This window comes from Phreatobacter stygius, assembly GCF_005144885.1.
GTDB lineage: Bacteria > Pseudomonadota > Alphaproteobacteria > Rhizobiales > Phreatobacteraceae > Phreatobacter > Phreatobacter stygius.
Genome location: NZ_CP039690.1, coordinates 5,851,579 through 5,876,449, shown reverse-complemented (window position 1 = coordinate 5,876,449; position 24,871 = coordinate 5,851,579). Strand labels below are relative to the sequence as shown.

Genomic DNA, 24,871 nt, shown 5'->3' with positions numbered 1-24,871 from the left:
GCCGTCCGGCGGCTTGGACGCCGAATGCCGGGCACGGACCCGAATGTGTGGGAATTTGGCCACAGAACGGCCATGAAGGTGACCGGCCAAGGCCCGTTCACGACTTCGTGAACACCAGCCAAGCCAATGACTGGGCACGCTTAATTCCGACGATTCACCCTCATCACCGAGCGCCAAAGACAATGAGCCACCACGCAGAGAATGCCGCTCCCGGCGACAAGGCCCTTGCCGATGCCGGTGCCCGCGACAGCACCGATGTCAGCGCCAATGCCGGAGCGATGTCGCGCCGCCTGTTCCTCCTGGCCTCGCCCGCCGTGCTCGCCGGCTGCGTCACCGGCGGCGGCCCGATCGGCTCCTATGCCGGGCGCCAGGATGCCGGTGTCACCTTGCCGGCCATGGACACCTCCAATGTCGACCCGCGCTTCCTGCGCCAGGAAGTCGCCTATGCGACACGCGAGGTCGCCGGCACCATCGTGGTCAGGCCGAGCGAGCGGCATCTCTATTACGTGCTCGGCAATGGCAGGGCGATCCGCTACGGCGTCGGCGTCGGCCGCCAGGGCGCGCTCTGGCACGGCCGCGCCGCGGTCGGCCGCAAGGGCTCGTGGCCGAACTGGACGCCGACCGCCAACATGATCGCCTATGACCAGCGCAACGCGCGTTATGCCGGCGGCATGGCCGGCGGCATCGCCAACCCGCTCGGCGCCCGCGCGCTCTACCTCTATCGCGGCAGCCGGGACACCATGTACCGCCTGCACGGGACCAACGTGCCCTCGTCGATCGGCCAGGCCGTGTCGTCCGGCTGCATCCGCTTGTTCAACCACGACATTATCGATCTGCACGACCGCGCGCGGATCGGCACGCCCGTGGTGGTCATGGCCTGACGGACCGCGCCACGGTTTGTACGACGGCTACGCTTGCCAAGGTCGCACTTCCGCCGCTACATAGGTCATGACACGGTCATGCGGGTATGGAGCGGCGTGTCGATCGAAGGCAGCCGAAGGTTTCATTCCGTGGCCCCGATCCGAGCGCTCCCTGACCCCCGCACGCGTGGCGCCGTCTTCGGCGAGCCGCTGCCATGTCACCCTTAGCCGCGCCCCGTCCGGGGCCGCGTCGCACTTCGAAAGGGTCTCGCCCATGTCGGGATCGACGGCACAGCCGGGTTACAGGCGGACGGGAGATCTGATGATCGCCTGCTCATCCGCTGGCCCCGCCGTCGGCATTGCGACCAGGCTTGCACCCTCCCCTTCCACCGCAATGACGGCCGTGCGCCGGCGCCTTCACGGCGCCGCCCTGGCACTTTCTGCAGAGCGGGGCCCGACCGGGCCGGCGCTCGCGGCCGCCGTAAACTTCAAGAGCTCATCCGATGGCCAACAAGATGCTCATCGACGCCGCCCACCCGGAAGAAACCCGGGTCGTGGTGGTCCGTGGTAATCGTGTCGAGGAATTCGACTTCGAAAGCCAGTCACGCAAACAGCTGCGCGGCAATATCTATCTCGCCAAGGTAACGCGGGTCGAACCCTCGCTGCAGGCTGCCTTCATCGAATATGGCGGCAACCGGCACGGCTTCCTCGCCTTCTCGGAAATCCATCCCGACTATTACCAGATCCCGGTCGCCGACCGCGAAGCGCTGCTGGCGGAAGAAGCCCGCTCGCATCGTGACGACGACGACGAGGAAGGCGGCCGGAGCGAACGTGGCGGCCGCGGGGCCAAGGACGGCGGCCGCGATGGCGGCAGGCGCCGCCGGCGGCGCGGCGGTCCGCGCCCGCGCAACGAGGCCGCCGAAGCCAAGACCTCGGACGCAGTGACCGGTGACGCCGAGACCGACGAGGACGAGGCCGGCGCCGAAGGCCATGACGAGGCGCAGGACGACGGCCGCGACCGGCAAGACGACGACCGCGACGACCGGCAGAACGACGACGGCGGCGACGAGCCGCGCTCCGAGAGCCGCGACACCGAAGAGAACGGTGACGGCGACGGCGACGAACGCGGCAACGGCCATGTCGAGGAGGCACCGGCCGAAGAGGACGTGGTCGAATCGGTCGGCGCGGGCGACGCCTATGAGGACATGCCCGACCGCACCTTCCGGCCGCGCAAGCAGTACAAGATCCAGGAGGTGATCAAGCGCCGGCAGGTCATGCTGGTGCAGGTCGTCAAGGAAGAGCGCGGCAACAAGGGCGCGGCGCTGACCACCTATCTGTCGCTCGCCGGCCGCTATTCCGTGCTGATGCCGAACACCGCGCGCGGCGGCGGCATTTCGCGCAAGATCACCAATGCCGCCGACCGCAAGCGCCTGAAGTCGATCGCCGGCGACCTGGAAGTGCCGGACGGCATGGGCGTCATCCTGCGCACCGCCGGCGCCAACCGCACCAAGACCGAAGTCAAGCGCGACTTCGAATATCTCCTGCGCATGTGGGAGACGGTGCGCGAGGTGACCTTGAAGTCGAATGCGCCGACGCTGGTCTATGAAGAAGGCTCGCTGATCAAGCGCTCGATCCGCGATCTCTACAACAAGGACATCGAAGAGGTCCTGGTCGCCGGCGAGGAAGGCTACAAGGAAGCCAAGGACTTCATGCGCATGCTCATGCCGAGCCATGCCAAGAACGTGAAGTCTTATCGCGAGCCGCAGCCGCTGTTCGCCCGCTCGGGCGTCGAAGCCCAGCTCGACGCGATGTTCTCCAACACCGTGCAGCTGAAATCCGGCGGCTATATCGTCATCAACCCGACCGAAGCCCTAGTCGCCATCGACGTGAACTCGGGCCGCTCGACCCGCGAGCACAATATCGAGGACACGGCGCTGCGCACCAATGCGGAGGCCGCCGACGAGGTGGCGCGCCAGCTCAGGCTGCGCGACCTTGCCGGCCTGATCGTCGTCGACTTCATCGACATGGACGAGAACCGCAACAACCGGGCGGTCGAGAAGCGCATGAAGGATGCGCTGAAGAACGACCGGGCGCGGATCCAGGTTGGCCGCATCTCGCATTTCGGCCTCCTGGAAATGAGCCGCCAGCGCATCCGCACCGGCGTGCTTGAAAGCTCGACCGAGGTCTGCGCCACCTGCGGCGGCACCGGCCATGTCCGCTCGGTCTCCTCGGTTGCGCTGCACCTGCTGCGGTCGGTCGAGGAGCAATTGCTGCGCTCGGCCATGTATGACGTCGTCGTGCGCACCCGCACCGCGGTGGCGCTCTATGTGCTCAACAACAAGCGCGCCCACCTGCACGAACTGGAGAGCCGGTTCCGCGTCAGCGTCGACATCACCGCCGACGAGACGGTCAGCGGCCAGCACATGTTCGCCATCGAAAAGGGCGCGCAGGTCCATACCCATGAGACCGCCTACCGGCCGCCGGTGATCGCGCCGCTGCCGGTCGACCCGGACGATCTGATCGACGACGAGATCGAAGAGGACGACGAGGCCGAGGCCGAGGTGCAGACCAGCGCCGAGCCGCGCGAGCCGCGCGAGCCGCGTGGTGAGCAGCGTGCCGAGACCGAAGACGGCGAAAAGCGGCGTAAGCGCCGGCGCCGGCGGCGGCGCGGCCGTGGCGGCGAAGGCCGCGAAGACGGCGGACGCGATGAATTCGGCGCCGAGCGGCCGCATGTCGCGGGCCAGGCGAACGACGATCTCGATGCCGACGACGCCGAGGACGGCGATGATGAGGCCGGCGCCGAGGATCAGGCGCTGGAAGGTGCCGCCACCGACGATGCGAGCAGCGAAGGCCGCCGCCGCCGGCGCGGCCGTCGTGGCGGGCGCCGCAACCGGCGCGAGGACGAACCGGGCTTCGTGGCCGAAGGCGAGACCGAGGCCGGGACCGAAGCTGGCGCCGAGACGGGCGCGGACGAGGTCGGCGAACCTGCCGTCGTCGAGGCTCCGGTCGTGACCGCGGAACCGGCCGCCGAGGCCGAACCGAAACATGCCGGACGGCGCGGCCGGCCCCGTCGTGGCAAGGCTGCCGCGGCTGAAGAACTGGCCGCGAGCGAGGCAGCCGAAGGCGCGGCGACTGCGGAAGCGGCCCCGGCCGAAGCCGCTCCGGCGCCGGCGAAACCGGCGCGCCGCCGCCGGACACCGGCAGCCGATGTCGCTGCCGAGGCAGCGGCCGTTCCCGCCGACACCGTGGTTCAGGCTGAGCCGGCGGCGGCCCCCCCGGCGAGGCGCCGGCGCACGCCCGCGCCGGAACCGCTGGCCCAAGCCTCTGTCGAAACTCCTGCCGAAGCCCCTGTGGCAGCCCCGCCGACGCCGCCGGCCCTGCCGCCCATGGCCGCGCCGGTTGTCGCGCCAGTCGTGGCGCCGGTGGCCATGTCGGTGGCACCGGCGGCTGTCGAGGAGCCAGTGAAACGCCGTCGTACGCCCGACCCGGAACCGGTCGAGATCGTGCAATCGGCGACCCCGGCCGCGCCCCGGCGCGCCGGCTGGTGGAACCGCAAGGCCGAGGGCTGAGCCCTCCGCGAGGCTCGCTGAGAACAACGAACGGCCGGGGGCACCTCCGGCCGTTTTCGTTTGTCCCACAGGCGGTCCAGCCGGTTCGAATCGACGGCCGGAATCGGCCAGCGGAATCAACTGGAACCGATTCCCGCCCTGCCCGGTCCCGTCAGATGATTCCGTGCCGCTGCGTCAGCGCGAACAAAAGGCGAAACGGCCGCCGCAGAGCTGTCACAATCCAGCCACACTTCGCCACCCCCCACGCGATGTTGGGAATATCTCCCGCGGTTCCGCACATGACTGTGGAGAGCCGGCGAAGGGTTGGTGAATTTTTCCTTGGCGAATCTCCTCGGAATCTCCGACACTTGGCTCGCTGGTGCCAGCTCCCCCCTTAAAATTTGACCGCCCGACACCATATTTAGGGGTCTGTTTACCCATAGCCCCTATATCTTGACGACATGAAGGCATGCCGCTTACCTTGGAGTTCGGTTCGGCGGGTCTGTTCAAAGTTCTCGCCGCACCAAATCCCCAGACGGTTTCCAGGCTAACGTCGCGCGCCAGCGCCGCGTGGCGGGAGGAGTCTTTGCCATCCGATGGCGCGTTCCCTTGCCGGAGCGCTGCCCGCGGGCGGCGAAGTGTCGCCGCGACACCGTCCGGGAACGCGCCAAGCGCGACAAGAGTTAACCAGCGGACCGGTTCTCCCCTGTGGAGAGCGGGGATGGTGGGTGAAGGCGGCAAAAGGGTCCGGCAGAACCGGACCGACGCAGGTCCAGGGCATGGACCGCGGGGCGGCTCGGGAGCACAATTCCCGGCCAGGACATGAAGGACGAAGACGATGCGCATCGAACGGCGATACACCAAGGCGGGCCAGTCGCCCTATGCAGACATCGCGTTCCGTGCGGCCACGTCCGAGATCCGCAATCCGGACGGTTCGATCGTGTTCCGGCAGGCCGACATCTCGGTGCCCGAGGCCTGGAGCCAGGTTGCGGCCGACATTCTCGCGCAGAAATACTTCCGCAAGGCCGGCGTGCCGGCGCGCATGAAGAAGGTCGAGGAAAATTCGGTCCCGTCCTGGCTGTGGCGCTCGGCCCCCGACGAGAAGGCCATGAAGGAACTGCCGGAGAAGGAACGCTGGACCGGCGAGACCTCGTCGACCCAGGTGTTCGACCGGCTGGCCGGCACCTGGACCTATTGGGGCTGGAAGGGCGGCTATTTCGAAGCGGAAGCCGATGCCCAGGCTTTCTTCGATGAACTGCGCTACATGCTCGCCCTGCAGATGGTGGCGCCCAATTCGCCGCAATGGTTCAACACCGGCCTGCACTGGGCCTATGGCATCGACGGCCCCGGCCAGGGCCACTATTACGTCGATTTCGAAACCGGCAAGCTGACCAAGTCCAAGTCGGCTTACGAGCATCCGCAGCCGCATGCCTGTTTCATCCAGTCGGTCGCCGACGACCTCGTCAACGAGGGCGGCATCATGGACCTGTGGGTGCGCGAGGCGCGCCTGTTCAAATATGGCTCGGGCACCGGCTCCAACTTCTCCTATCTGCGCGGCGAAGGCGAAAAGCTCGCCGGTGGCGGCCGTTCGTCCGGCCTGATGAGCTTCCTGAAGATCGGCGACCGGGCCGCCGGCGCGATCAAGTCGGGCGGCACCACGCGCCGCGCCGCCAAGATGGTGGTGGTCGACGTCGATCACCCTGATATCGAGGCCTATATCGACTGGAAGGTGATCGAGGAGCAGAAGGTCGCGAGCCTGGTCACTGGCTCGAAGATCAATGCCAAGCACCTCAAGGCCATCATGAAGGCCTGCGTCAATTGCGAAGGCGCCGATGGCGAGCGCCTGGACGGCTGTTTCGACCCGGCGATGAACCCGGCGCTGAAGCGCGAGATCAAGGCCGCCCGCAAGTCGATGGTGCCCGACAATTACATCAAGCGGGTGATCCAGTTCGCCCGCCAGGGCTATACCGATATCGATTTCCCGACCTATGACACCGACTGGGATTCGGATGCCTACCTGACGGTGGCCGGCCAGAACTCCAACAATTCGGTGTCGCTGAAGGACGACTTCCTGCGCGCCGTGGAGACCGATGGCGACTGGAACCTGACGGCGCGCATCACCGGCAAGCCGATCAAGACGCTGAAGGCCCGCGACCTCTGGGAAAAGATCGGCCACGCCGCCTGGGCCTCCGCCGACCCGGGGCTGCATTTCAACACCACGATGAACGACTGGCACACCTGCCCCGCCGCCGGCCCGATCCGCGCGTCGAACCCGTGCTCGGAATATATGTTCCTCGACGACACCGCCTGCAATCTGGCGTCTGCCAACCTGTTGCAGTTCTACGATGCCAAGGCCAAGCAGTTCGACATCGACGGCTACGAGCATCTCTGCCGGCTGTGGTCGGTGGTGCTCGAGATCTCGGTGCTGATGGCGCAATTCCCGTCGCGCCAGATCGCCGAATTGTCCTACGAATACCGCACCCTCGGCCTGGGTTACGCCAATATCGGCGGCCTGTTGATGACCATGGGCATTCCCTATGACAGCGACCGGGGCCGCGCGCTCGCCGGCGCGCTGACCGCGGTCATGACCGGCATCGCCTACAAGACCTCGGCCGAAATGGCCGGCGAACTCGGCACCTTCCCCGGTTATGCGCCGAACCGCGAGCACATGCTCCGGGTCATCCGCAACCATCGCCGCGCCGCCCATGGCGAGACCGCGGGTTACGAGAGCCTGGCGGTCAACCCGGTGGCGCTCGACCACGCCAATTGCCCGGATCCGGAAATCGTCGCCCGCGCCAAGAAGGCCTGGGACGATGCGCTGGCGCTCGGCGAAATCAACGGCTATCGCAATGCCCAGGTCTCGGTGATCGCGCCGACCGGCACGATCGGCCTGGTGATGGATTGCGACACCACCGGCATCGAGCCCGACTTCGCCCTGGTGAAGTTCAAGAAGCTCGCCGGCGGCGGCTATTTCAAGATCATCAACCAGGCGGTGCCGGCGGCGCTGCGCACGCTCGGCTACTCCGAAGCCGATATCGCGGAGATGGAGGCCTATGCGGTCGGCCATGGCACGCTGAAGCAGGCGCCCGCCATCAATACCGGCTCGCTGAAGGCCAAGGGCTTCACCGATGCGGCGATCGCCAAGGCCGAAGCGCAGTTGAAGACCGCCTTCGACATCAAGTTCGTGTTCAACAAGTGGACGCTGGGTGAAGACTTCCTGGTCAGGACGCTGGGCATTCCGGCCGACGAGATCAATGCGCCGGGCTTCGAACTGCTGACCCGCGTCGGCTTCTCGAAAAAGGATATCGAGACCGCCAACGAGCATGTCTGCGGCGCCATGACGCTGGAAGGCGCGCCGCACCTGAAGCTCGAGCATTATGCGGTGTTCGACTGCGCCAACCCCTGCGGCCGCAAGGGCAAGCGCTACCTCTCGGTGGAAAGCCATATCCACATGATGGCGGCGGCCCAGCCGTTCATCTCGGGCGCCATTTCCAAGACCATCAACATGCCGAACGAAGCGACCGTCGACGACTGCAAGTCGGCCTATATGCTGTCGTGGAAGCTGGCGCTGAAGGCCAATGCGCTCTACCGCGACGGCTCCAAGCTGTCGCAGCCGCTGAACTCGCAGCTGATCGAGGACGAGGACGACGAGGACGGCGTCGAGGAGTTCCTGGAAAAGCCGCAGGCCGCGCGCGCAGCAGCCCTCGCCGAGCGCATCGTCGAGAAGGTGGTCGAGCGTGTCCAGGTGATCCGCGACCGCGAGAAGATGCCCGACCGCCGCAAGGGTTATACCCAGAAGGCGGTGGTCGGCGGCCACAAGGTCTATCTGCGCACCGGCGAATATGACGACGGCCGCATCGGCGAGATCTTCATCGACATGCACAAGGAGGGCGCGGCGCTTCGCTCGCTGCTCAACAACTTCGCCATCGCCATCTCGCTCGGCCTGCAATATGGCGTGCCGCTGGACGAATATGTCGACGCCTTCACCTTCACCCGCTTCGAGCCGGCGGGCCCGGTGCAGGGCAATGACACGATCAAATATGCCACCTCGATCCTCGACTACGTGTTCCGCGAACTGGCGGTGAGCTATCTCGGCCGCTTCGACCTCGGCCATGTCGATCCGGGCGAAAGCCGCTACGACGCACTCGGCACCGGGGCTGCCGAAGGCACCAAGAGCGTGCTGTCCAAGGGCCTGGTGCGCGGCAAGACCGACAAGTTCACGCTGGTCTCGGCCAATTCCGGCCCGACGCCGGCGCTGACGCCGGGCTCGCTCGCCAATGACAGCCGCACCTCCGGCACTGTGGTGACCATGCGCACGCAAGGCGCCAACGCGCTGAAGGAAGAGGTGGCGGCCGCCGTCTCGCCAGCGCTCGGCGCCCTGTTCGACCAGGCCCCGGCGCCGGCCGCCAATGCCGAACGGACCACCGCCGACCGGCGGGCGGAAGCCAAGCTCCGCGGTTATGTCGGCGACGCCTGCCCGGAGTGCTCGAACTTCACCATGGTGCGCAATGGCACCTGCCTGAAGTGCGACACCTGCGGGTCGACGACGGGCTGCAGCTGAGGGGCTTTCGAGCTGGTTCGTGTGGCGTGCCCAAAAGTCACGCCGCAATTTCCCAAAGTCGCGCCGCAATTGGAACCAAAGTCACGGTTTCTGCGGGGCCATAGGTAGCGCGACACCGTTAATGCGAACCGCCGCCGGCTCATGCCAGCGGCGGTTTTCTTGTTTGTTACCGAACTCACACTCACCCTGAATACGGGTTCTCTAACGCTATCGAGGGAACTCGGAAGAGTTTTACGGAAAGCGTCTAAAGACATCTAAGATCTGAGTGAGCCCTGGGTAATGCGGGTAAGGCCCATGTCGCGCCTTCTCAAGATTGCTGGCTGGAGTGGCGATAAGCGCGGCAATGTTGTCTTCGTTCATGGGCTCGGCGGCCACCCCTACGACACCTGGCGGAGGAAGCACGATAACTCCACCTTCTGGCCGCTCTGGTTGGCAAAGGATGTGCCGGGTCTAGCGGTCTATTCCCTTGGCTATGTATCGCCGCCGACGAATTGGCTCGGAACAGCCATGCCGCTCCTTGATGAAGCGGCTCACGCCTTGCGAGTCCTGCTCAACAGTGACGAACTCAGAACAGGACCAATCACTTTCATTTGTCACAGCTTGGGCGGCCTCATCGTCAAAAGCGTTCTTCGCTCAGCGAACGAACAGAAGGGCGACCCTGCAATTGCAGATTTCTGGCCTGCTGCCGGTTTCGTGGACACGTTCCTAAGCTAAATTCGCTTGGTTTTCGAACTCCATCGGACTGAGATAGCCGAGCGTCGAATGACGCCGGCGTGGATTGTAGAAGCGCTCGATGTAATCGAACACGTCAGCCTTGGCCTGATCGCGCGTGCGGTAGACCTTGCGAGCCGTCCGCTCGGTCTTGAGCGAGGAGAAGAAGCTCTCCATTGCGGCATTATCCCAGACGTTTCCGGAGCGGCTCATCGAACAGATGACGCCATTATCGGCCATCAGACGCTGGAACGGCGCGCTGGTGTATTGGGCGGATTCAAACGGTCGTCGCAACACTCTGAAGTTGGAGGTTGCGATGAGCATCCGAAAGCGGCGATCGGCACGGTCTGGACGAGCGCCATTACCTTCACCAGGACGGCCGCCTTTGGCGGGGCGCGATGAACAGATTCGATTCTGGCGGGCGATCGCCGCGGGGCTGAGCAGCGAAGATGCTGCTCTCGAAGCCGGAGTGTCGCAGCCTGTAGGAACCAGATGGTTCCGAAAGGCGGGCGGTATGCCACCAGCAATGTTCAGATCCTCGGCAAAGCCGCCTGGTCGTTACCTGTCATTGGTGGAGCGTGAAGAGGTCGCACTTCTTAGGGTGCAGGGCCATTCCATGCAGGAGATCGGGCGCCGCCTGAGGCGAGCCGCCTCGACAATCTCCCGTGAACTGCGGCGCAACGCAGCCACGCGCAGCGGCGGGTTGGAGTATCGGGCGACGACTGCCCAGTGGCATGCGGATCGATCGGCCCGTCGGCCCAAACCGACCAAGCTTGCGCTCAACACAACCTTGCGCACCTATGTGGAGGAGAGACTTGCCGGCGTCGTCGTGGCTCCGAGCGGCGTTTCCGTTCCAGGTCCTGCCGTTCCGTGGAAGGGCCGCCGGCATGGCCCGCGAAAGGATCGGCGATGGGCAAGGGCCTGGAGTCCGGAGCAGATTGCCCGGCGCTTGCCGATCGACTTCCCGGACGACAAGACGATGCGTATCAGCCACGAAGCCATCTATCAGGCCCTCTTCGTTCAGGGCCGGGGGGTGCTGCGCCGCGAACTGACGGCCTGCTTGCGAACAGGACGCGTGTTGCGGGTGCCAAGGGCGCGCGTCCGCAGGCGAGGCAAGGGCTTTGTCTCGCCCGAGATCATGATCAGTCAACGCCCCGTCGAAGCAGCCGATCGAGCGGTGCCTGGCCACTGGGAGGGAGACCTCATCCTCGGTCTTGGCAGCTCGGCGATCGGCACGCTGGTCGAGCGCACAACGCGCTTCACGATGCTGCTGCATCTGCCCCGCCTCGCGGGGCACGGCGAAGCTCCTCGCACGAAGAACGGGCCAGCGCTCGCGGGACACGGAGCTGAGGCCGTGCGCGATGCGATCGCGCGCACCATCATCACCTTGCCCGAAGAACTGCGTCGCTCGCTGACGTGGGATCAGGGAGCCGAAATGGCCCAGCACGATCGTCTCAAAATCGATGCGGGTGTCCAGGTCTACTTCTGCGATCCGCAAAGCCCATGGCAGCGCGGCACCAACGAGAACACCAATGGGCTGCTGCGTCAGTACTTCCCGAAAGGCACCGACCTGAGCATCCACAGCGCCGATGAGATTGCCGCCGTGGCAGCGGTCCTCAATGCCCGACCGAGAAAGACGCTGGGCTGGAAAACGCCGGCAGAGGCGCTTGACGCGTTACTGCCATGAGTGAACACAATCGGTGTTGCGACGACCGTTTGAATCCGCCTTGGCTGCCCCGGTCGGAATGATGCAGCAGGGCGTCGGGCTTGCCCCGGCGCCAGATCGCCATCATGAGCGCATCGGTGACGAGTTGGGCCATCATCGACGCGTTCATGGACCAGCCAACCACCCGCCGCGAGAAGAGGTCGACAACCGCGGCCACGTAGAGCCAGCCTTCGGCCGTCCAGACATAGGTGAAGTCTGCCACCCACTTCTGGTTCGGCGCCGATGCCTGGAACTGGCGATCGAGCAGGTTTGACGCGATGCCGACGCTGACCCGCTCCCCCGTATCAGGGGGAAGGCCACGGCGCCGCGGCCGAGCGCGAAGAGCTTGACCGTGCATCAGACGTTCGATCCGGTGGAGCCCGCAGGAAACGCCATCGGCGAGAACGTCATGCCAGACCCGGCGAGCACCATAGGTTCTGTCGCTGGCAACGAAGCTCGCTCGCACCTTCGCGCCGATCGCCTCATCGTCCTTGGCCCGCTGGCTCGGGGACCTTGTGAGCCAGGCGTAGAAGCCAGAACGCGAGACCCCGAGCGCCTCACACAACCATGCCGTCGGCCAGATCCCCCGATGTTTCGCAACGAACCCGAATTTCATATCGAGTCCTTCGCGAAGTAGGCCGCGGCTTTTTTTAGGATATCTCGTTCGGCCTTGAGCTTGGCAACCTCGCGTCTCAGCCGCTCGATCTCCAACTGCTCGGGCTTCATCTGTCCCTGGCCGGGGAACGCTTGCTGTGGGTCGGCCACAAAATCCTTGGCCCATTTGCGCAGCACGTTCTCATGCACATCCAGGTCGCGCGCCGCTTGCGCGACCGCAACCCCGCGCTCCTTGAGGTCATGTCCCGTAGCGTGGTGTAGCTGGCGCAAGGCCCCACGATCGCCGGCATAGGCCGGGCTGGTCAGGCTGCGACGGCTGGCAGGCCGACACTAGGATCATCGCTCAGGCCGGCCATGGTTTCCAGGGTCATGTAGCGGGCCCGCTGGACGGCCCATTCATCGTTCTGTTCGAGCAGGATCGCGCCGACGAGCCGGGCGATGGCGGCCTCGTTGGGGAAGATGCCGACCACCTCGGTCCTGCGCTTGATCTCGCCGTTGACGCGCTCCAGCGGATTGGTGCTGTGGAGCTTCGCCCGATGTTGCGTCGGGAAGGTCATATAGGCCAGCACGTCGGTCTCGGCGGTATCCATCAGAGCCGCCAGTTTCGGCACCGTTGGCCTGAGCTGGTCGGCGACCCGGCGCCATTGCTGGCTGGCGGCCGTTGCATTGTCTTGGGCGAAAGCGGTGGCGATGAAGGCTGAGACAACGCGCCGCCCGCTGCGGCCGGCATGGGCGAGCGCATTCCTCATGAAGTGCACGCGGCAGCGCTGCCAGGTCGCGGTGAGCACCTTGGAGACCGCCGCCTTGATGCCTTCGTGGCTGTCGGAGACGACGAGTTTTACGCCGCGCAGGCCGCGTCTGGCCAGTTTGCGCAAGAACGCCGTCCAGAAGGTCTCTGCCTCGGAGGGGCCGATATCCATGCCCAGCACCTCGCGCCGACCGTCGCCGCTTACACCGACCGCCACGATCACCGCCACCGAGACGATCCGGCCGGCCTGGCGGACCTTCACATAGGTCGCGTCGATCCACAGATAGGGCCAGTCGCCCTCGATCGGCCGGTCGAGGAAGGCATGGACGCGCTGGTCGATTTCCTCGCAGAGCCGGCTGACTTGGCTCTTCGAGATGCCGCTCATGCCCATCGCCTTGACCAGGTCATCGACCGAGCGGGTCGAGATGCCCTGGATGTAAGCCTCCTGGATCACCGCGGTCAGCGCCTTCTCGGCCAGCCGGCGCGGCTCCAGAAAGCCCGGAAAGTAGGAGCCTTTGCGTAGCCTCGGGATGCGCAGCTCGACCGTGCCGGCGCGGGTCTCCCAATCCCGCTCGCGATAGCCATTGCGCTGGGCCAGGCGGTCCGGGCTCTTCTCGCCGAAGCCGGCGCCGGCAAGGCCGCTGACCTCGAGCTCCATCAGCCGCCCGGCGGCAAAGCCGATCATCTCGCGCAGCAAATCGGCGTCGGGGCTCTTCTCCAGCAGCCCGCGCAGGTTCATCATCTCGTCGGTCATCGGTGGATCTCTCGGTTCGGGGTTGGTCGTCGCAACCCAAACCTAACCGGCAACCGCCGATGACCACCCGTCAGTTACACCACCAGTCGGGACACGACCCTCCTTGATCAGCTTCACAGCCTCGAGCTTGAACTCCCGGCTGAACTTTCGTCGTTGCATAGGCCACCTCCGGCTTCACAGTTGACACCCAAACTCGGTGTCCGTGAAACCGGCAGCAGGCCAATATGACCTTCCCGACGCAGCATCGGGCGAAGCTCCACAGCACCAATCCGTTGGAGCGCGTCAACGGCGAGATCAAGCGCAGGACCGAGGTGGTCGGCATCTTCCCCAACGAGGCCGCCATCGCCCGGCTCGTCGGCGCGATCCTGCTCGAACAGAACGATGAATGGGCCGTCCAGCGGGCCCGCTACATGACCCTGGAAACCATGGCCGGCCTGAACGATGATCCTAGTGTCGGCCTGCCAGCCGTGGCAGCCTGACCAGCCCGGCCTATGCCGGTGATCGTGGGGCCTTGCGCCAGCTACACCACGCTACGGGACATGACCGCTCATTTCTGCCTGAATACACAACAGTCAGCGATATCTCCGGACGGGGCAACACCCACGCTCATCGCCTACTTCTTCTGCCAGGCGCGCCGGGATGCGCCTTCTGGGCCCTGCGGCTCAAGTTTGCTTCCAATGCGGCAAAACTTTCCGGTCAAAGCCCCTTTAGAACCGCTTGTTTGAGGCAAAACTATAGTTCCACTTTTCAAACATTGCGGCGTGCCCGAAAGGCGCGCCGCAATTTCCCAAAGTCGCACCGCAACTGGAACCGAAGTCAGGGTTTAGGCGGCATCATAGGTAAACCGGTTGCCAGATAAGATCAGTAGATCTATTTTACAACCGGTTGTATAATACAATCAGAACTGCGGATGCGTCGCGTGAGAACAGGAAGCGACATGGCTAAGCTCGTGTTCGGAATGAACCAGTCCCTGGACGGCTACGTCGACCATATGGCGTTTGCGCCAAGCCCCATGCTCTTCCGCCACTTCATCGCGGAGGCTCAGGGGCAGGCGGGCAGTGTCTACGGTCGTCAAATGTATGAGATCATGCGTTACTGGGACGACGATCATCCTGAATGGGATGCAGAGCGACACGCCTTCGCGGCGGCGTGGCGGAACCAGCCGAAATGGGTCGTCTCGCGCTCGTTGAAGTCGGTCGGCCCCAACGCCAGGCTTGTTAAGGATGATCTTGAGGGAGCGATCCGTGAGCTGAAGGCCGAGCGCGCCGGGGAGATCGAAGTTGCTGGCCCGGACTTGGCGCAAAGCCTCACCGAACTTGGCCTGATCGATGAGTATCGAATCTACCTGCACCCCGTCGTGCTTGGTCACGGCAAGCCATATTTCGCCGGCCCCCGGCCGCCGCTCCGCCTCATGACCAATGATCGGATTGGCGAGGATGTGATCAGGTTGACCTACGTTCCTGCTTAATCTCGTGACCCGCCGGATTCTGTTGGGCTCAGATGGCCGATTTACGAGCGGGCCTTCTTGTCCCCCTTCCTTCTCATTGAAATCCGCCAGTTCTGACGCTATATTGCGTCACAATGACTGGCATTTGGAACGGAGTTGAGAGTCATGGGCCTCGCCCAGTATGCGGACAATGGTCTCTTCGCCCCGCGCAAGATCGCGGAGGCTCTCCGCACCACCAGCGAAGAGATCGCCCGCACGGCCGGGCTCGGCAAAGACGCCGTCCAGCGCAAGGATCGGGTTCAGTCCGACAGGACGCAACGGCGCCTGCGGGAGATGATCGAGGTCATCAACAAGGTTGAGCCGCGCTTTGGATCCGCGCTCATGGCCTATGCCTGGTATCGCTCCGAACCGCTGGCGGGCTTCTCCGGCCAGACCGCAATGCAGCTCGTTCGCAGCGGACGCAACGACGAGGTGCTCGACTATATCGACGCGGTCGACGCCGGCGTCCACGCCTGACCGTGCCGCTCCGCCACGAAGGAAAACTCTACCGGGCGCTGAACCCAATCTATGCGCGCGAGCCGCTGTCGGGACGCGGCGCCGCGCTCTACGGAGGACGCTTCAATCCAAAGGGCACGGCGGCGCTCTACACGTCGCTTTCGGTGATGACAGCCCTAAGGGAAGCCAACCAGGTCGGCAACCTTCAGCCGACGACACTGGTCTGTTATGACACCCAGGTCGAGAACATCTTCGATTGCCGCGACGAGACCGCGCTCGCGGCCGAAGGAGTGGATGCCGCCGCGCTCGCGGACGACACTTGGCGCGACCAGATGAAGGCCAGTGGCGAAGCGAGAACCCAGGCCTTCGCGCGGCGGCTCATCGCCGCCGGCTACAATGGTCTGCTGGTGAGAAGCTACGCTCCGGGCTCGACTGCTGAAGACCTCAACCTCGTGCTTTGGAGATGGGGCAAGGACGCCCCGGCTCGTCTCGTTCTGATCGACGATGAGAACCGTCTGTCACGATAGAAGCGTCACGCTGTGATGCCGGCGAACACGGACTCCCACGCAAGCGCGGGCGAGGGTTGACGCGCGGTCCGTCACGGCAATTGCCGGCTCGACGGATCAAATTCCGGCCGAAGCGCCAGAGCTTCAACCGATGGATCCTTGCCCGGCAAAATAATGCGATAGGCAAGGTCCGTCGTCCGACCGAGTCCGAAGGGCCCGCGCGCGGATGCGACACCCTCGGCTTCGAGCCCCGGGATGACCCGCCGCAGCCGATCGAGAGCCTCGGGATCCGCCTCATTCCAGACAACCAGAGCGCCGTTCCTGGAGACTGCGTCGGCGTCAAGTCCCGGGGAAATCACCGGGTTTCCGTCGAACAGGAGCAAGGGTTGGTCTGCCGCGTAGAAGGCGATGTTTCCGGCGTGCCACCGATCTCCGATGACGATCCGCAGGGGCATGGACGTCCTTGCCCGCCAGCGGTTTTGCAACGCGTCGGCCAATTGCACGGCAGGATAGAGCGTCGGGACATGGGCGGCGCCCATTCCAAGCCGCACCAGGTGATGACCTGCGTTCGCGAGCGGCAGACCGATGAGGATGGCGACTATCAGCGCGGCGCCGAGACGCAAACGTCCGAGACGCAATAGCGGGCCAGCCAAGCCGATCGCCGCGATGCCGGAGAACGCGAAGAGCGCTGTCCCGCGCCCCTGGCGGAATTCGCCACCCACCGCGAAGTTCGTCAGAACGGCAATCGTGATCGGGGCGAAGGCCATGAGCAGGATGACGAAACGCTCTCGCTCGGGAACATCGTCGCCTTCAACAACGATCTCCGCGCGCGGACGCCAGTTGCCCAAGCCAAGGCAAATGCCGACGAGGAGAAAAATACCGGCATGTTCGACGATCTGGGCGCCCAGGAACTTGCCGCAGAACCACAGGCGCATCGCCATGCTCTCGGCTTTCGTCCCGTGAGAAAACGCATGCGAGAGCGACGAGAAGCCCGTGTCGGCCATCCACCACAGATGCGGCGAAACGAGGCCTATCCCGAAGGTGAGCGCCAGCCAGAATTCCTTCCGACGAAGCTCCTTTCGCCCCTCCGGCATTGCCAGCGTCAGCCCGCCGAGGACGCCGACAAGCAGAAGGCCAATGTATTTCGCGTAGACCGAAGCGGCGACGGTTACCGCCAGCGCAAACCAGGCAAGGGGGCGACGGTGCATGACCGCGCGCCACCACCACAACCCGGTCAGCGCCCAGAGCGGCGCAGACAGCGTGTCCGGCGTAAAAGTCGCCATCGCGGGACCGTAATAATGCACGCCGGCAAGCGTCAAAATGGCGGCGAGCACACCGCGGGCCTCGCCCAGAATTTCGATCGCGAGCTTCAGAACCGCCCAGAGCGTCACCGCAACGCAAAGCTGGGCATAGAGATAGGCGAGCCACGGTGCATTCGGCGCCATCTGCTCGGATAGGCCGAGAATCCAGGCCTGCAGCGGCGGATGCTTGGAATAACCCCATTGAAGGCTGCGCCCCCAGAGAAACCCCTCGACCGTGTCGCGTGGAGGCGTGAGGAAGCCAAAGGTCGGCGCAAGAAAGGCGACGAGGCAATGCAGCGTGACGAGACCCCAGAACAGTGAAACGCCATGGCGGACGAGCCATGGCCCGCCCACCCTTGGCGCTGGCCCATGGGTGCCGCCGCCCCGAACGTCCGAAGCGGAAGTCGCGGCCGTCGGCCGGTCGCGAAAGCGCATGAAGTCCCGCCACTTCGCGGAGGAGCGATCTGTGAGCGCGCGCAGCATCAAATTCACCACGGGATTTCCTTGGCTTTGCCGGGGATGGGGAATGAGGCGACCGGCTTCGCGGCCAATGCGGCGATCGACACGCCGTCCCCTGTCCGACAGAGGCAGTCGATCAGCGGCGGCCGGCGCATCGACCATCGTGCGGTCGCCCGCTTCGGCGCCGTTCCGGCGACCGAGACGCGGCCGGGCGCGGCATCAAAAAGGCGGAGAGCACGTCATGCCGCTTCCCGAAGACCAGCCTGAAAGATCAGCCAGGCCGGCCTGACCGAGGTCGGCTCGAGGCTCGGGCGCAGTGCCGCGTCGCGGATCGTCTACGGTGCGGGTGCCGCGGGTGCCCCTTTGTCGGTCCAGCCTGGAGGAAGTCCAAGCGCTCCCCCCATGAAGCCTGCGACACCCGGCGATCGTCCGAACGCTTCACAGGCCGGACTGCTCGGCGCCCCGCCAAATGACGTTCTGATGCCGTGAGCAGAGGGGAATGACGGCAGCTTGCCGAAGGGGGTGCTTCCGGTGACCAGCAATTTGCTGAAATCAGAGCCGAAGTCCGATGCCAATCCATAGGCATCGCCTTCGACAGACATGCGCCCGGACCCTCCGAGGACGCCGGCTCCGCGTGCCCAGATCATCGCAGCCCTTTGATGGCCCGCCAGGTCGCGCGCTTCGGCTTCGAGACTGAGGCTCCCCATTCCGATCGGGATGCGCGGCACGGGAACGGGAATGCCGGGAAGCAGGATTGTCTTGGCTATGGCCGCGCCCCTCGAAGCCCCGACCGCGACCGGGTCCGTCGGCGTCACGTGGGTCACGACCGCGCGAACGGTCAAATCGGCCGGCTGCGTCGGCCCGACGACCTGAAATCGCTCGCTGAGGCCGGCGCAGAGCGCCCTGTCGACCGCGTTGGCGACCAGGCGGCGCTGCTCGACAGTCAACGGAACCCCGGTTGTTCCGGCGCCAAAAGCGGTCGGCACGATCTGGACCGTCTTGGCGGCCCGGATGACGGGCTCGTCGACCCGCAATCGCGATTGCGTCACAAGACCATTCGATGTCGTCAGGTTGTCGTAAGACTGAAGAGTGCCCGCCCGATCGAGCGGAGCACTCGCGCAACCGGCAAGCAGCAGATGCGCCAGGGCCCCGGCCGTCCGGGCCTTGCGAGAACCGCCATCCCGCAGTCTCCGGGCAAGATCGGGTTTTGCGATGCGCGAATTCACCGGCGCGATGATTTGCCGGCTTGGACGTTGTGGGACCCTTGCCAGTATCGCAGCTGCCGCAAGCAACCAGCGAGAGCTCTCGGTTCGAGGCAAATGCGGCCTGATCTGCCTGGCATAATCTTCAAGATATATTGACGCAGCTGCTCTGACCATTCAGTCCACCTGAGTGAAAACGCTGCGTTACTGATAACGCAGCCAGGTGGACCGCAATAAGATCGGACATGGCTCAATATTTCTGCTCGACAGATTCTTGTGTCGAAATGTGTATCAATTCATCTTCGGAATTATTTGCCCGTGATGCTGGTTCGCGAGGACGGTGCGCCAGCGCGACGGCTCGGGCGCCTGCCCAACTAGGCAGGCCCCGGATGCGGCGCCGGGTCAACCGTCGGCAGTGTCACGACCTGGAGCAAGCCGGACAGGAGGCCGTTTTCGATCGTGATACTGCCGCCGGAGCGCTGCACGATCTCATGAGCGATCGTCAGGCCCAGTCCGGCGCCTCCAATATCCTTCGCGCGCGACGGATGAACGCGGAAGAATGGCTCGAAGACCTGTCCGATCATGTCCTGCGGAATTCCTGGGCCGTCATCGTCGATGAGGACCAGCGCCTCCGAGGGCGTCGCCTCGAGGGCAATGCGTGCCCGCTTGCCGTAAGTCGCGGCATTGATGATCAGATTTCGAAACGCCCGCTTCAGACTGGTCGGGTTCGCGTGCACGATCGCAGCCGCGGCATGCGTGAGCGTCACATCATATGACAAGGCCCGCAACTCGCTCGCGAGTTCCGTGATGAGCATGTCGAGCCTGAGGGCTTCGGCCGGCGACTTTCCGGATTCTTCGCGCACCAGCAGGATCGCGCTATCGGCAATTCGCCCGAGCTCATCGATGTCTTTGAGCCACATCGTGCGGTCATCGTCGTTTTCGACGAACTCGACCCTGAGGCGCATGCGCGTGATCGGTGTCCGCAAATCATGTCCGGCGGCGGCAACGAGGCGCATCCGGCTCTCCATTGCCACCTTGAGACGGGAGGACAGGGAGTTGAGCGCCCTGGCGGCGACGCGGACCTCGACCGGCCCTTTGACCGCGAGCTCGGGCAGGAGCGCATCGGTCCCCACCGACTCGATCGCCCTCTCGAGCAGGACGAGAGGCTTGACCATCCGGTTTGCGAAAAAGAGCGCGATCGCGATGGCGCCTAGTGCAATGAGCGCGAGCCACATCGCAATGATCTTGAAGACGCCGCCCGCCGGGCCCAGGTCGGTGATCTGCGTGACGATCCAGCCTTGATCGACGGGGATGGAAAGGAGCGGCAAGTCGTTCGCGTTTCGAGACACCACGACATCGCGTGGCGCTCCTCGCGCTTGCAAGGTATCGCGCAACCAAAAGGTCAAGTCGGCCTCGCTCTCGCCTTGCGCCGGCTTCTGCTGAATCGAAACGAAAGTGGGGGCCTCGCGCGCCAGCCGCTCCAGCAATTGGACCTGGTCGGCCATCGGATCGATCGCCTGACGCTCGTCCGGCGGCCTCAAGACGTAGAGGAGAACTGCCGTTATGACACCGACCACCAAGATGATCACCACGGCAATGAGCGTGGCGAGTTTGGCCCGCAGCGTCATCATGACGGAAGGTCCTGGGCCTCGACTTTCACGACCAGCTGATACCCGCCGTTGCGAACCGTCTTGAACAGGCGTGCGTTCCCCAAAGGATCAAGCTTGCGCCTCAGGCGGCTGATCAGCACATCGATCGAACGATCGAGCACGTCGCCGTCACGCCCATGCGTGAGATCCAGAAGCTGGTCCCGCGAGAGCACGCGTCCGGGCCGATCCAGGAATGATTGCAGCAGATCGAACTCGGCGCCGGTCAGTTCGATGGCATTGCCTCGAGCGTCGGCCAGGCTGCGCTTTCGCGGGTCTGCGATAAACCCCTCGAACTGATAGAGTTTTGGGCCGGGAATCTCGACGATGGTCTCGGAGCGACGGCGCAAGACGGCGCGGATTCGCGCCACGAGTTCGCGCGGGTTGAACGGTTTTCCGAGGTAATCATCGGCCCCCATCTCGAGCCCGATGATCCGATCAATGTCCTCCTTGAGCGCCGTCAGAAGAATGATCGGGATCGTGTTGCGCTCCGCCCTCAGGTCCCGGCACAGGTCGAGGCCGGACCCGTCGGGGAGCATCACGTCCAGAACAACAAGATCGACCTCATGGGCCGCAATAGATCGGCGGAGTTCGCCACAACTCGACGCCAGCAGGACACGAAATGCCTGTCCCTCAATATAGCGGGCGAGCAGTTTTCTAATCTCAGGATCGTCGTCGACCACCAGGATTTGCGGCGTGTGTTCCGTCATGGATGGCCATTCGGTCATAGAGTGGAGGCCATCGATCTACGGGTGAAATTCGGTCGAAAGAAGCCGCGATACGTGACGAATTGCGTCTCGTGGGCGATCCAGACACGTTCAGACATGAAGCGGCCATAGCCGGACTTGTTCAGAGACAAATAGCCCGAAGCGGACATGAACAGGGAGGCCGCACATTTCCCAGGAAACGCCAGGGTATGACCGCAGAATATCGCGGCTCTCTTCAAAACTGCAGCTCGGTGATCATCACCACCAACCTCGCGTTCGGGGAGTGGCCCACCGGGTTCGGCGATCCCAAGATGACCACCGCGCTCCTCGAGCGCATCACCCATCGCTGCGACATCGTCGAGACCGGCAATGATAGCCGGCGGTTCAAAAACCGCAGCTGACCCGCCCGCTCAGACCTCCCGGAAAGACGCTTCGCCCTGCTTGCACCTCCGGTCGGGCTACGCCCTCGCTACGCCCGCAAGCAGGGCGAATAGCGCGCCGCTCGATCGTCCCACGCTTCCGCCAAGGGGGTCCCTGTTCGACGCCGATCGGGGGTCCCTTTTGGACGCCGTTTGACAGGCGTCCTCGGTAGCCTCACTCGGAAACCGTCGCTGGCTCACGCTGGCGGCGGTTTTCGTTTCGATGCAGAACGTCCAGCGGCGACATCGCCGCCGCCAGTTCGCCGTTTCGGGACGTCAGTTTCGCGGGGCGGCCATCTTTGCGATGACCGCCAGTGCAAACTCGACGAGATAGCTGTTCAGCGCCAGCGACGCAGCGCTGGCCCGCGCGCCCTCTCGCCCGGCAATCGCCTTCAGAATTTCCTGGTGAAGCCGCTTGCCATGCGCGACTTCCCGCTGCTCGTCCCGCACATGCATGAGCCAGAAGCGCCTGGACAAGGATTGCAGTGGCGTCATCAGCGCGTCGAGGTAGGGATTATGGGCGGCCTCGATGATCAGGGCATGGGTCTGGCGAACCGTCTCCGAATATTCGCGGAGCGTGAAATCCTGGTCGAGTGCCGTCGCCAGCGACCCGATCGCCTCGATGTTCTTTGATGTCGCGCGCTCGCAGGCGAGCTCGACCGCCAGCACTTCCATGGCGCGGCGCACCTCCAGCCCGCGCAGCTGGTCCTCGATCGAAATTCCCGGAATCTCGATCCCTTTGTTCGGGTGAATCCGCAGCATGTAGTTGAGGGCGAGACGCTGGATCGCTTCGCGCACAGGCGTACGCCCGAAGCCGGTCAGCTCCATCAGGTCGCGTTCAGACACCATCGAGCCCGGCTTGAGATCGCCCTGTTCGATCAGGCGCTGCAACACGCCGACCGCTTGTTCAGACTGATTCATCACGCCTTTCCACGTCTGCGGCTGCGCCCGAAACCCTTGCGGCCGGGCCCGCGTCCTGCCGTGTTCCCATATCGCATTTTCCCGGCTATCCATATTGCCATTCAACCGATATATCGGTTGAATATCATTTGAGCGCCACCGAAATGGTGGACGCGCCTCAGCAGCGGAATGCCACGCCATGAAATACGCTCCTCACCTCGAACCGAGCCCCTTGCCCTATTCGCCGTTCAAGAGCTGCACGGTGCCGCGTCCGATTGGCTGGCTGTCCAGCATCAGCAGCTCCGGCGTGGAAAACATCGCGCCATACAGCCAGTGGCAGAACCTCACCTTCGACCCGCCCATGGTGATGTTTTCCGCGAACCAGTATCCGGACGGCCGGCGCAAGGACACGGTGATCAATGCCGAGGAGACCGGCTGGTTCGTCTGGAACATGGCGACCTACGACCTGCGCGAGGCGGTGAATCTGAGCGCGATGGCCCTGCCGCCGCAGGAGAGCGAGTTCGATCGCCTGAACGTGACCCGCGAATATGCCGACAACGCCCCGATCCCGATGGTCAAGGAAAGCCCCGTCAAATTCGAGTGTCGTTACCTGAGCACTCACCGTCTCAAAGGCAATTCGCCCGTCGGATCGATCGATATCGTCTTCGCCGCGGTCGAGAAAATCCATATCGACGATGCCGTCATCATGCCCGACGGCCGGCTCGACATCGCTTCGATCAAGCCGATCGCGCGCATGGGCTATTTCGACTACGCGGTCGTCAAAGACACCTTCGAAATGCGTGTCCCGGGCTCGGACACCGACGCCCAATCCGGCCTGGAGGGGCGCTCCACGCTCCGATGAGAGACTGGCCGAGATTTTCCGAGTTCAAAAGCCGATCAACAAGGAGGGGTCATCACCATGTCCACGGCTGAGATAACCATCGCGGACCGCCATACGACATCCCGAAGAGCCAAGGATCTGATCGCCGTCAATTTCGGCAATACGCTCGAATGGTTCGACTGGGCGATCTACACGATCTTCGCCCCCTATTTCGCGCTTCAGTTCTTCCCATCGACCGACAAGTCGGCGGCCCTGCTGGCGGCTCTCGCCGTCTTCGCCGCGGGCTTTCTCACCAGACCGCTGGGCGGCTTTCTGTTCGGGCTCTATGCGGATCGCGTCGGCCGCAAGAAGAGCCTGACGCTCGCCATGTTCATCACCGCGGGCGGCAGCCTGGTCATCGCCTGCGCGCCAACCTTCGCCTCGGTCGGGCTTTTCGCATCGATCATCCTGCTGGCCGCCCGCCTCGCCCAAGGCATCGCCCATGGCGGCGAGATGGGGACATCCATCACCTATCTGGTGGAGCGCGCGCCAAAACACCGACGGGCGCTTTATGGCAGCACGTCATGGATGAGCGTGGTTCTCGGCACCATGATCGCCACCATGACCGGGCTTGCGCTGAACGCCAATCTCGACCGCGCGGCACTCGAGAGCTGGGGCTGGCGCATTCCCTTCGCCCTGGGTGGCCTGCTCGGCCTTTACGGGCTCTATCTCAGGCGCAAGCTGACGGAGACGGCAAGCTTCGAAAAGAAGCAGGCGGACGGAGCCGTTGCGGCCACGGGACTTGCGCCACTCGTGCGCAACTGGCGCGGCGTCGCGGTGGTCTTCGGACTGTCCGCCGGCGGCTCGATCATGTTCTATACGTGGCTGATCTACAGCCCGACATTCGCCCAGATCAGCCGAGGCCTCGACGCCAAGTCGGCGCTGACGGCAAGCCTGATCGCGCAGGCCGTCTTCCTGGTCGCGATACCGATCGTCGGCTGGCTCGCCGACAGGTTCGGCAGGCGCATCTTCATCATCCTGTTCGGCATCGGCTTCATCGCGGCGACATTCCAGCTCGACGGCCTGATCGACAACAGCTTCACCGGCCTGCTGACCGCCATGGTCATCGCGCTGCTGATCCTGTCCTGCCTGTTCGGTGTCAACACGGCGGTTTGGGCCGAGGTTTTCCCGACCGAGATCAGAGCGACAGGCGTGAGTGGGCCGCTGTCGCTCGCCACCGCGATCTTCGGCGGCACGGCACCCTATGTGAACACCTACCTGGCGCAACAAGGCCAGCACAAACTGTTCCTGGTCTACCTGATGGTGGTCTCCGGCATGACCTTGCTGACCGGCCTGCTTGTCCCGGAAACCAGGCGTCTTGAACTCGACCGGCCCAACACCGGCCGCCTCTCCAACGGGCCGGGCTCGTAAATCGCAAGATCCAAATGACCCATGCCGGCCCGGGCG

General features: G+C 64.4%; 16 protein-coding genes and 4 pseudogenes. 12 read left to right on the top strand and 8 right to left on the bottom strand.

All coding sequences use genetic code 11. The features are described from left to right. The first annotated feature begins 278 nt into the window (after positions 1–278). The 4 genes from E8M01_RS27735 (at position 279) to E8M01_RS27720 (ending at position 9,683) form a co-directional block, all read left to right on the top strand. Entirely contained in the window at positions 279–881 is a 603-nt protein-coding gene (locus E8M01_RS27735) for a L,D-transpeptidase (RefSeq protein ID WP_136964870.1), read from the top strand. Between the two features lie 482 nt (positions 882–1,363). Then, complete coding sequence (locus E8M01_RS27730) at positions 1,364–4,429, top strand: Rne/Rng family ribonuclease (RefSeq protein WP_136963106.1); 3,066 nt, start codon at positions 1,364–1,366, stop codon at positions 4,427–4,429. Positions 4,430–5,246: 817 nt separating this feature from the next. Beyond that, positions 5,247–8,969: a vitamin B12-dependent ribonucleotide reductase gene (locus tag E8M01_RS27725; RefSeq protein ID WP_136963105.1), complete on the top strand. Its 3,723-nt coding sequence runs from the start codon at positions 5,247–5,249 to the stop codon at positions 8,967–8,969. Positions 8,970–9,263: 294 nt separating this feature from the next. After that, positions 9,264–9,683, top strand: a complete 420-nt coding sequence (locus E8M01_RS27720; RefSeq protein ID WP_136963104.1) for an esterase/lipase family protein — start codon at positions 9,264–9,266, stop codon at positions 9,681–9,683. Here E8M01_RS27720 and E8M01_RS27715 read toward each other — a convergent pair. Beyond that, positions 9,675–9,953 (bottom strand): annotated as a pseudogene (locus tag E8M01_RS27715) (IS3 family transposase); the annotation flags it as partial. The gene E8M01_RS27720 and the pseudogene E8M01_RS27715 overlap by 9 nt on opposite strands. Before the next feature lie 43 nt (positions 9,954–9,996). Between E8M01_RS27715 and E8M01_RS27710 the strand changes: the two are divergent. Continuing rightward, entirely contained in the window at positions 9,997–11,367 is a 1,371-nt protein-coding gene (locus E8M01_RS27710) for an IS30 family transposase (RefSeq protein ID WP_211596664.1), read from the top strand. 40 nt (positions 11,368–11,407) lie between these two features. Here E8M01_RS27710 and E8M01_RS27705 read toward each other — a convergent pair. Both E8M01_RS27705 and E8M01_RS27700 read right to left on the bottom strand, forming a co-directional pair. Beyond that, positions 11,408–12,270 (bottom strand): annotated as a pseudogene (locus E8M01_RS27705) (IS3 family transposase); the annotation flags it as partial. A 32-nt stretch (positions 12,271–12,302) separates the two neighbouring features. Then, a complete protein-coding gene (locus E8M01_RS27700) occupies positions 12,303–13,502 on the bottom strand; it encodes an IS256 family transposase (protein ID WP_136958628.1) in 1,200 nt (399 codons plus the stop codon). Between the two features lie 218 nt (positions 13,503–13,720). On the opposite strand from E8M01_RS27700, the pseudogene E8M01_RS27695 reads away from it, so the two are divergent. From E8M01_RS27695 to E8M01_RS27680, 4 genes and pseudogenes are all read left to right on the top strand, one after another. Then, positions 13,721–13,981 (top strand): annotated as a pseudogene (locus E8M01_RS27695) (transposase); the annotation flags it as partial. A 458-nt stretch (positions 13,982–14,439) separates the two neighbouring features. Then, the gene (locus E8M01_RS27690; protein ID WP_136963103.1) at positions 14,440–14,970 is read left to right on the top strand and encodes a dihydrofolate reductase family protein; all 531 of its coding nucleotides are present in this window, start codon (positions 14,440–14,442) and stop codon (positions 14,968–14,970) included. 144 nt (positions 14,971–15,114) lie between these two features. Next, entirely contained in the window at positions 15,115–15,465 is a 351-nt protein-coding gene (locus tag E8M01_RS27685) for an antitoxin Xre/MbcA/ParS toxin-binding domain-containing protein (RefSeq protein ID WP_136963102.1), read from the top strand. A gap of 2 nt (positions 15,466–15,467) precedes the next feature. Beyond that, complete coding sequence (locus tag E8M01_RS27680; RefSeq protein WP_136963101.1) at positions 15,468–15,971, top strand: RES family NAD+ phosphorylase; 504 nt, start codon at positions 15,468–15,470, stop codon at positions 15,969–15,971. A 71-nt stretch (positions 15,972–16,042) separates the two neighbouring features. Here E8M01_RS27680 and E8M01_RS27675 read toward each other — a convergent pair whose 3' ends face one another. From E8M01_RS27675 to E8M01_RS27660, 4 genes are all read right to left on the bottom strand, one after another. After that, the gene (locus E8M01_RS27675) at positions 16,043–17,872 is read right to left on the bottom strand and encodes a glycosyltransferase family 39 protein (RefSeq protein WP_136963100.1); all 1,830 of its coding nucleotides are present in this window, start codon (positions 17,870–17,872) and stop codon (positions 16,043–16,045) included. A 173-nt stretch (positions 17,873–18,045) separates the two neighbouring features. Next, the gene (locus E8M01_RS27670; protein WP_136963099.1) at positions 18,046–19,089 is read right to left on the bottom strand and encodes a DUF3313 domain-containing protein; all 1,044 of its coding nucleotides are present in this window, start codon (positions 19,087–19,089) and stop codon (positions 18,046–18,048) included. Between the two features lie 197 nt (positions 19,090–19,286). Then, on the bottom strand, positions 19,287–20,543 hold the full coding sequence (locus E8M01_RS27665) for an ATP-binding protein (RefSeq protein ID WP_246088458.1): 1,257 nt from the start codon (positions 20,541–20,543) through the stop codon (positions 19,287–19,289). Then, positions 20,540–21,268 carry a response regulator gene (locus E8M01_RS27660; protein WP_136963098.1) on the bottom strand — a complete coding sequence of 243 codons (729 nt, stop codon included), beginning with the start codon at positions 21,266–21,268 and terminating at the stop codon, positions 20,540–20,542. The genes E8M01_RS27665 and E8M01_RS27660 overlap by 4 nt, the downstream gene beginning before the upstream one ends. 251 nt (positions 21,269–21,519) lie before the next feature. Here E8M01_RS27660 and E8M01_RS27655 point away from each other — a divergent pair. Next, a pseudogene (locus E8M01_RS27655) lies at positions 21,520–21,666 on the top strand (ATP-binding protein); the annotation flags it as partial. Positions 21,667–21,960: 294 nt separating this feature from the next. On the opposite strand, the gene E8M01_RS27650 reads toward E8M01_RS27655, so the two are convergent. Then, complete coding sequence (locus tag E8M01_RS27650; protein ID WP_215908811.1) at positions 21,961–22,785, bottom strand: GntR family transcriptional regulator; 825 nt, start codon at positions 22,783–22,785, stop codon at positions 21,961–21,963. Here E8M01_RS27650 and E8M01_RS27645 point away from each other — a divergent pair. Both E8M01_RS27645 and E8M01_RS27640 read left to right on the top strand, forming a co-directional pair. After that, positions 22,784–23,446: a flavin reductase family protein gene (locus E8M01_RS27645; protein WP_136963097.1), complete on the top strand. Its 663-nt coding sequence runs from the start codon at positions 22,784–22,786 to the stop codon at positions 23,444–23,446. The two genes, E8M01_RS27650 and E8M01_RS27645, sit on opposite strands and share 2 nt — an antisense overlap. A 57-nt stretch (positions 23,447–23,503) precedes the next feature. Continuing rightward, positions 23,504–24,835 carry an MFS transporter gene (locus E8M01_RS27640; RefSeq protein WP_136963096.1) on the top strand — a complete coding sequence of 444 codons (1,332 nt, stop codon included), beginning with the start codon at positions 23,504–23,506 and terminating at the stop codon, positions 24,833–24,835. Positions 24,836–24,871: the final 36 nt, after the last annotated feature.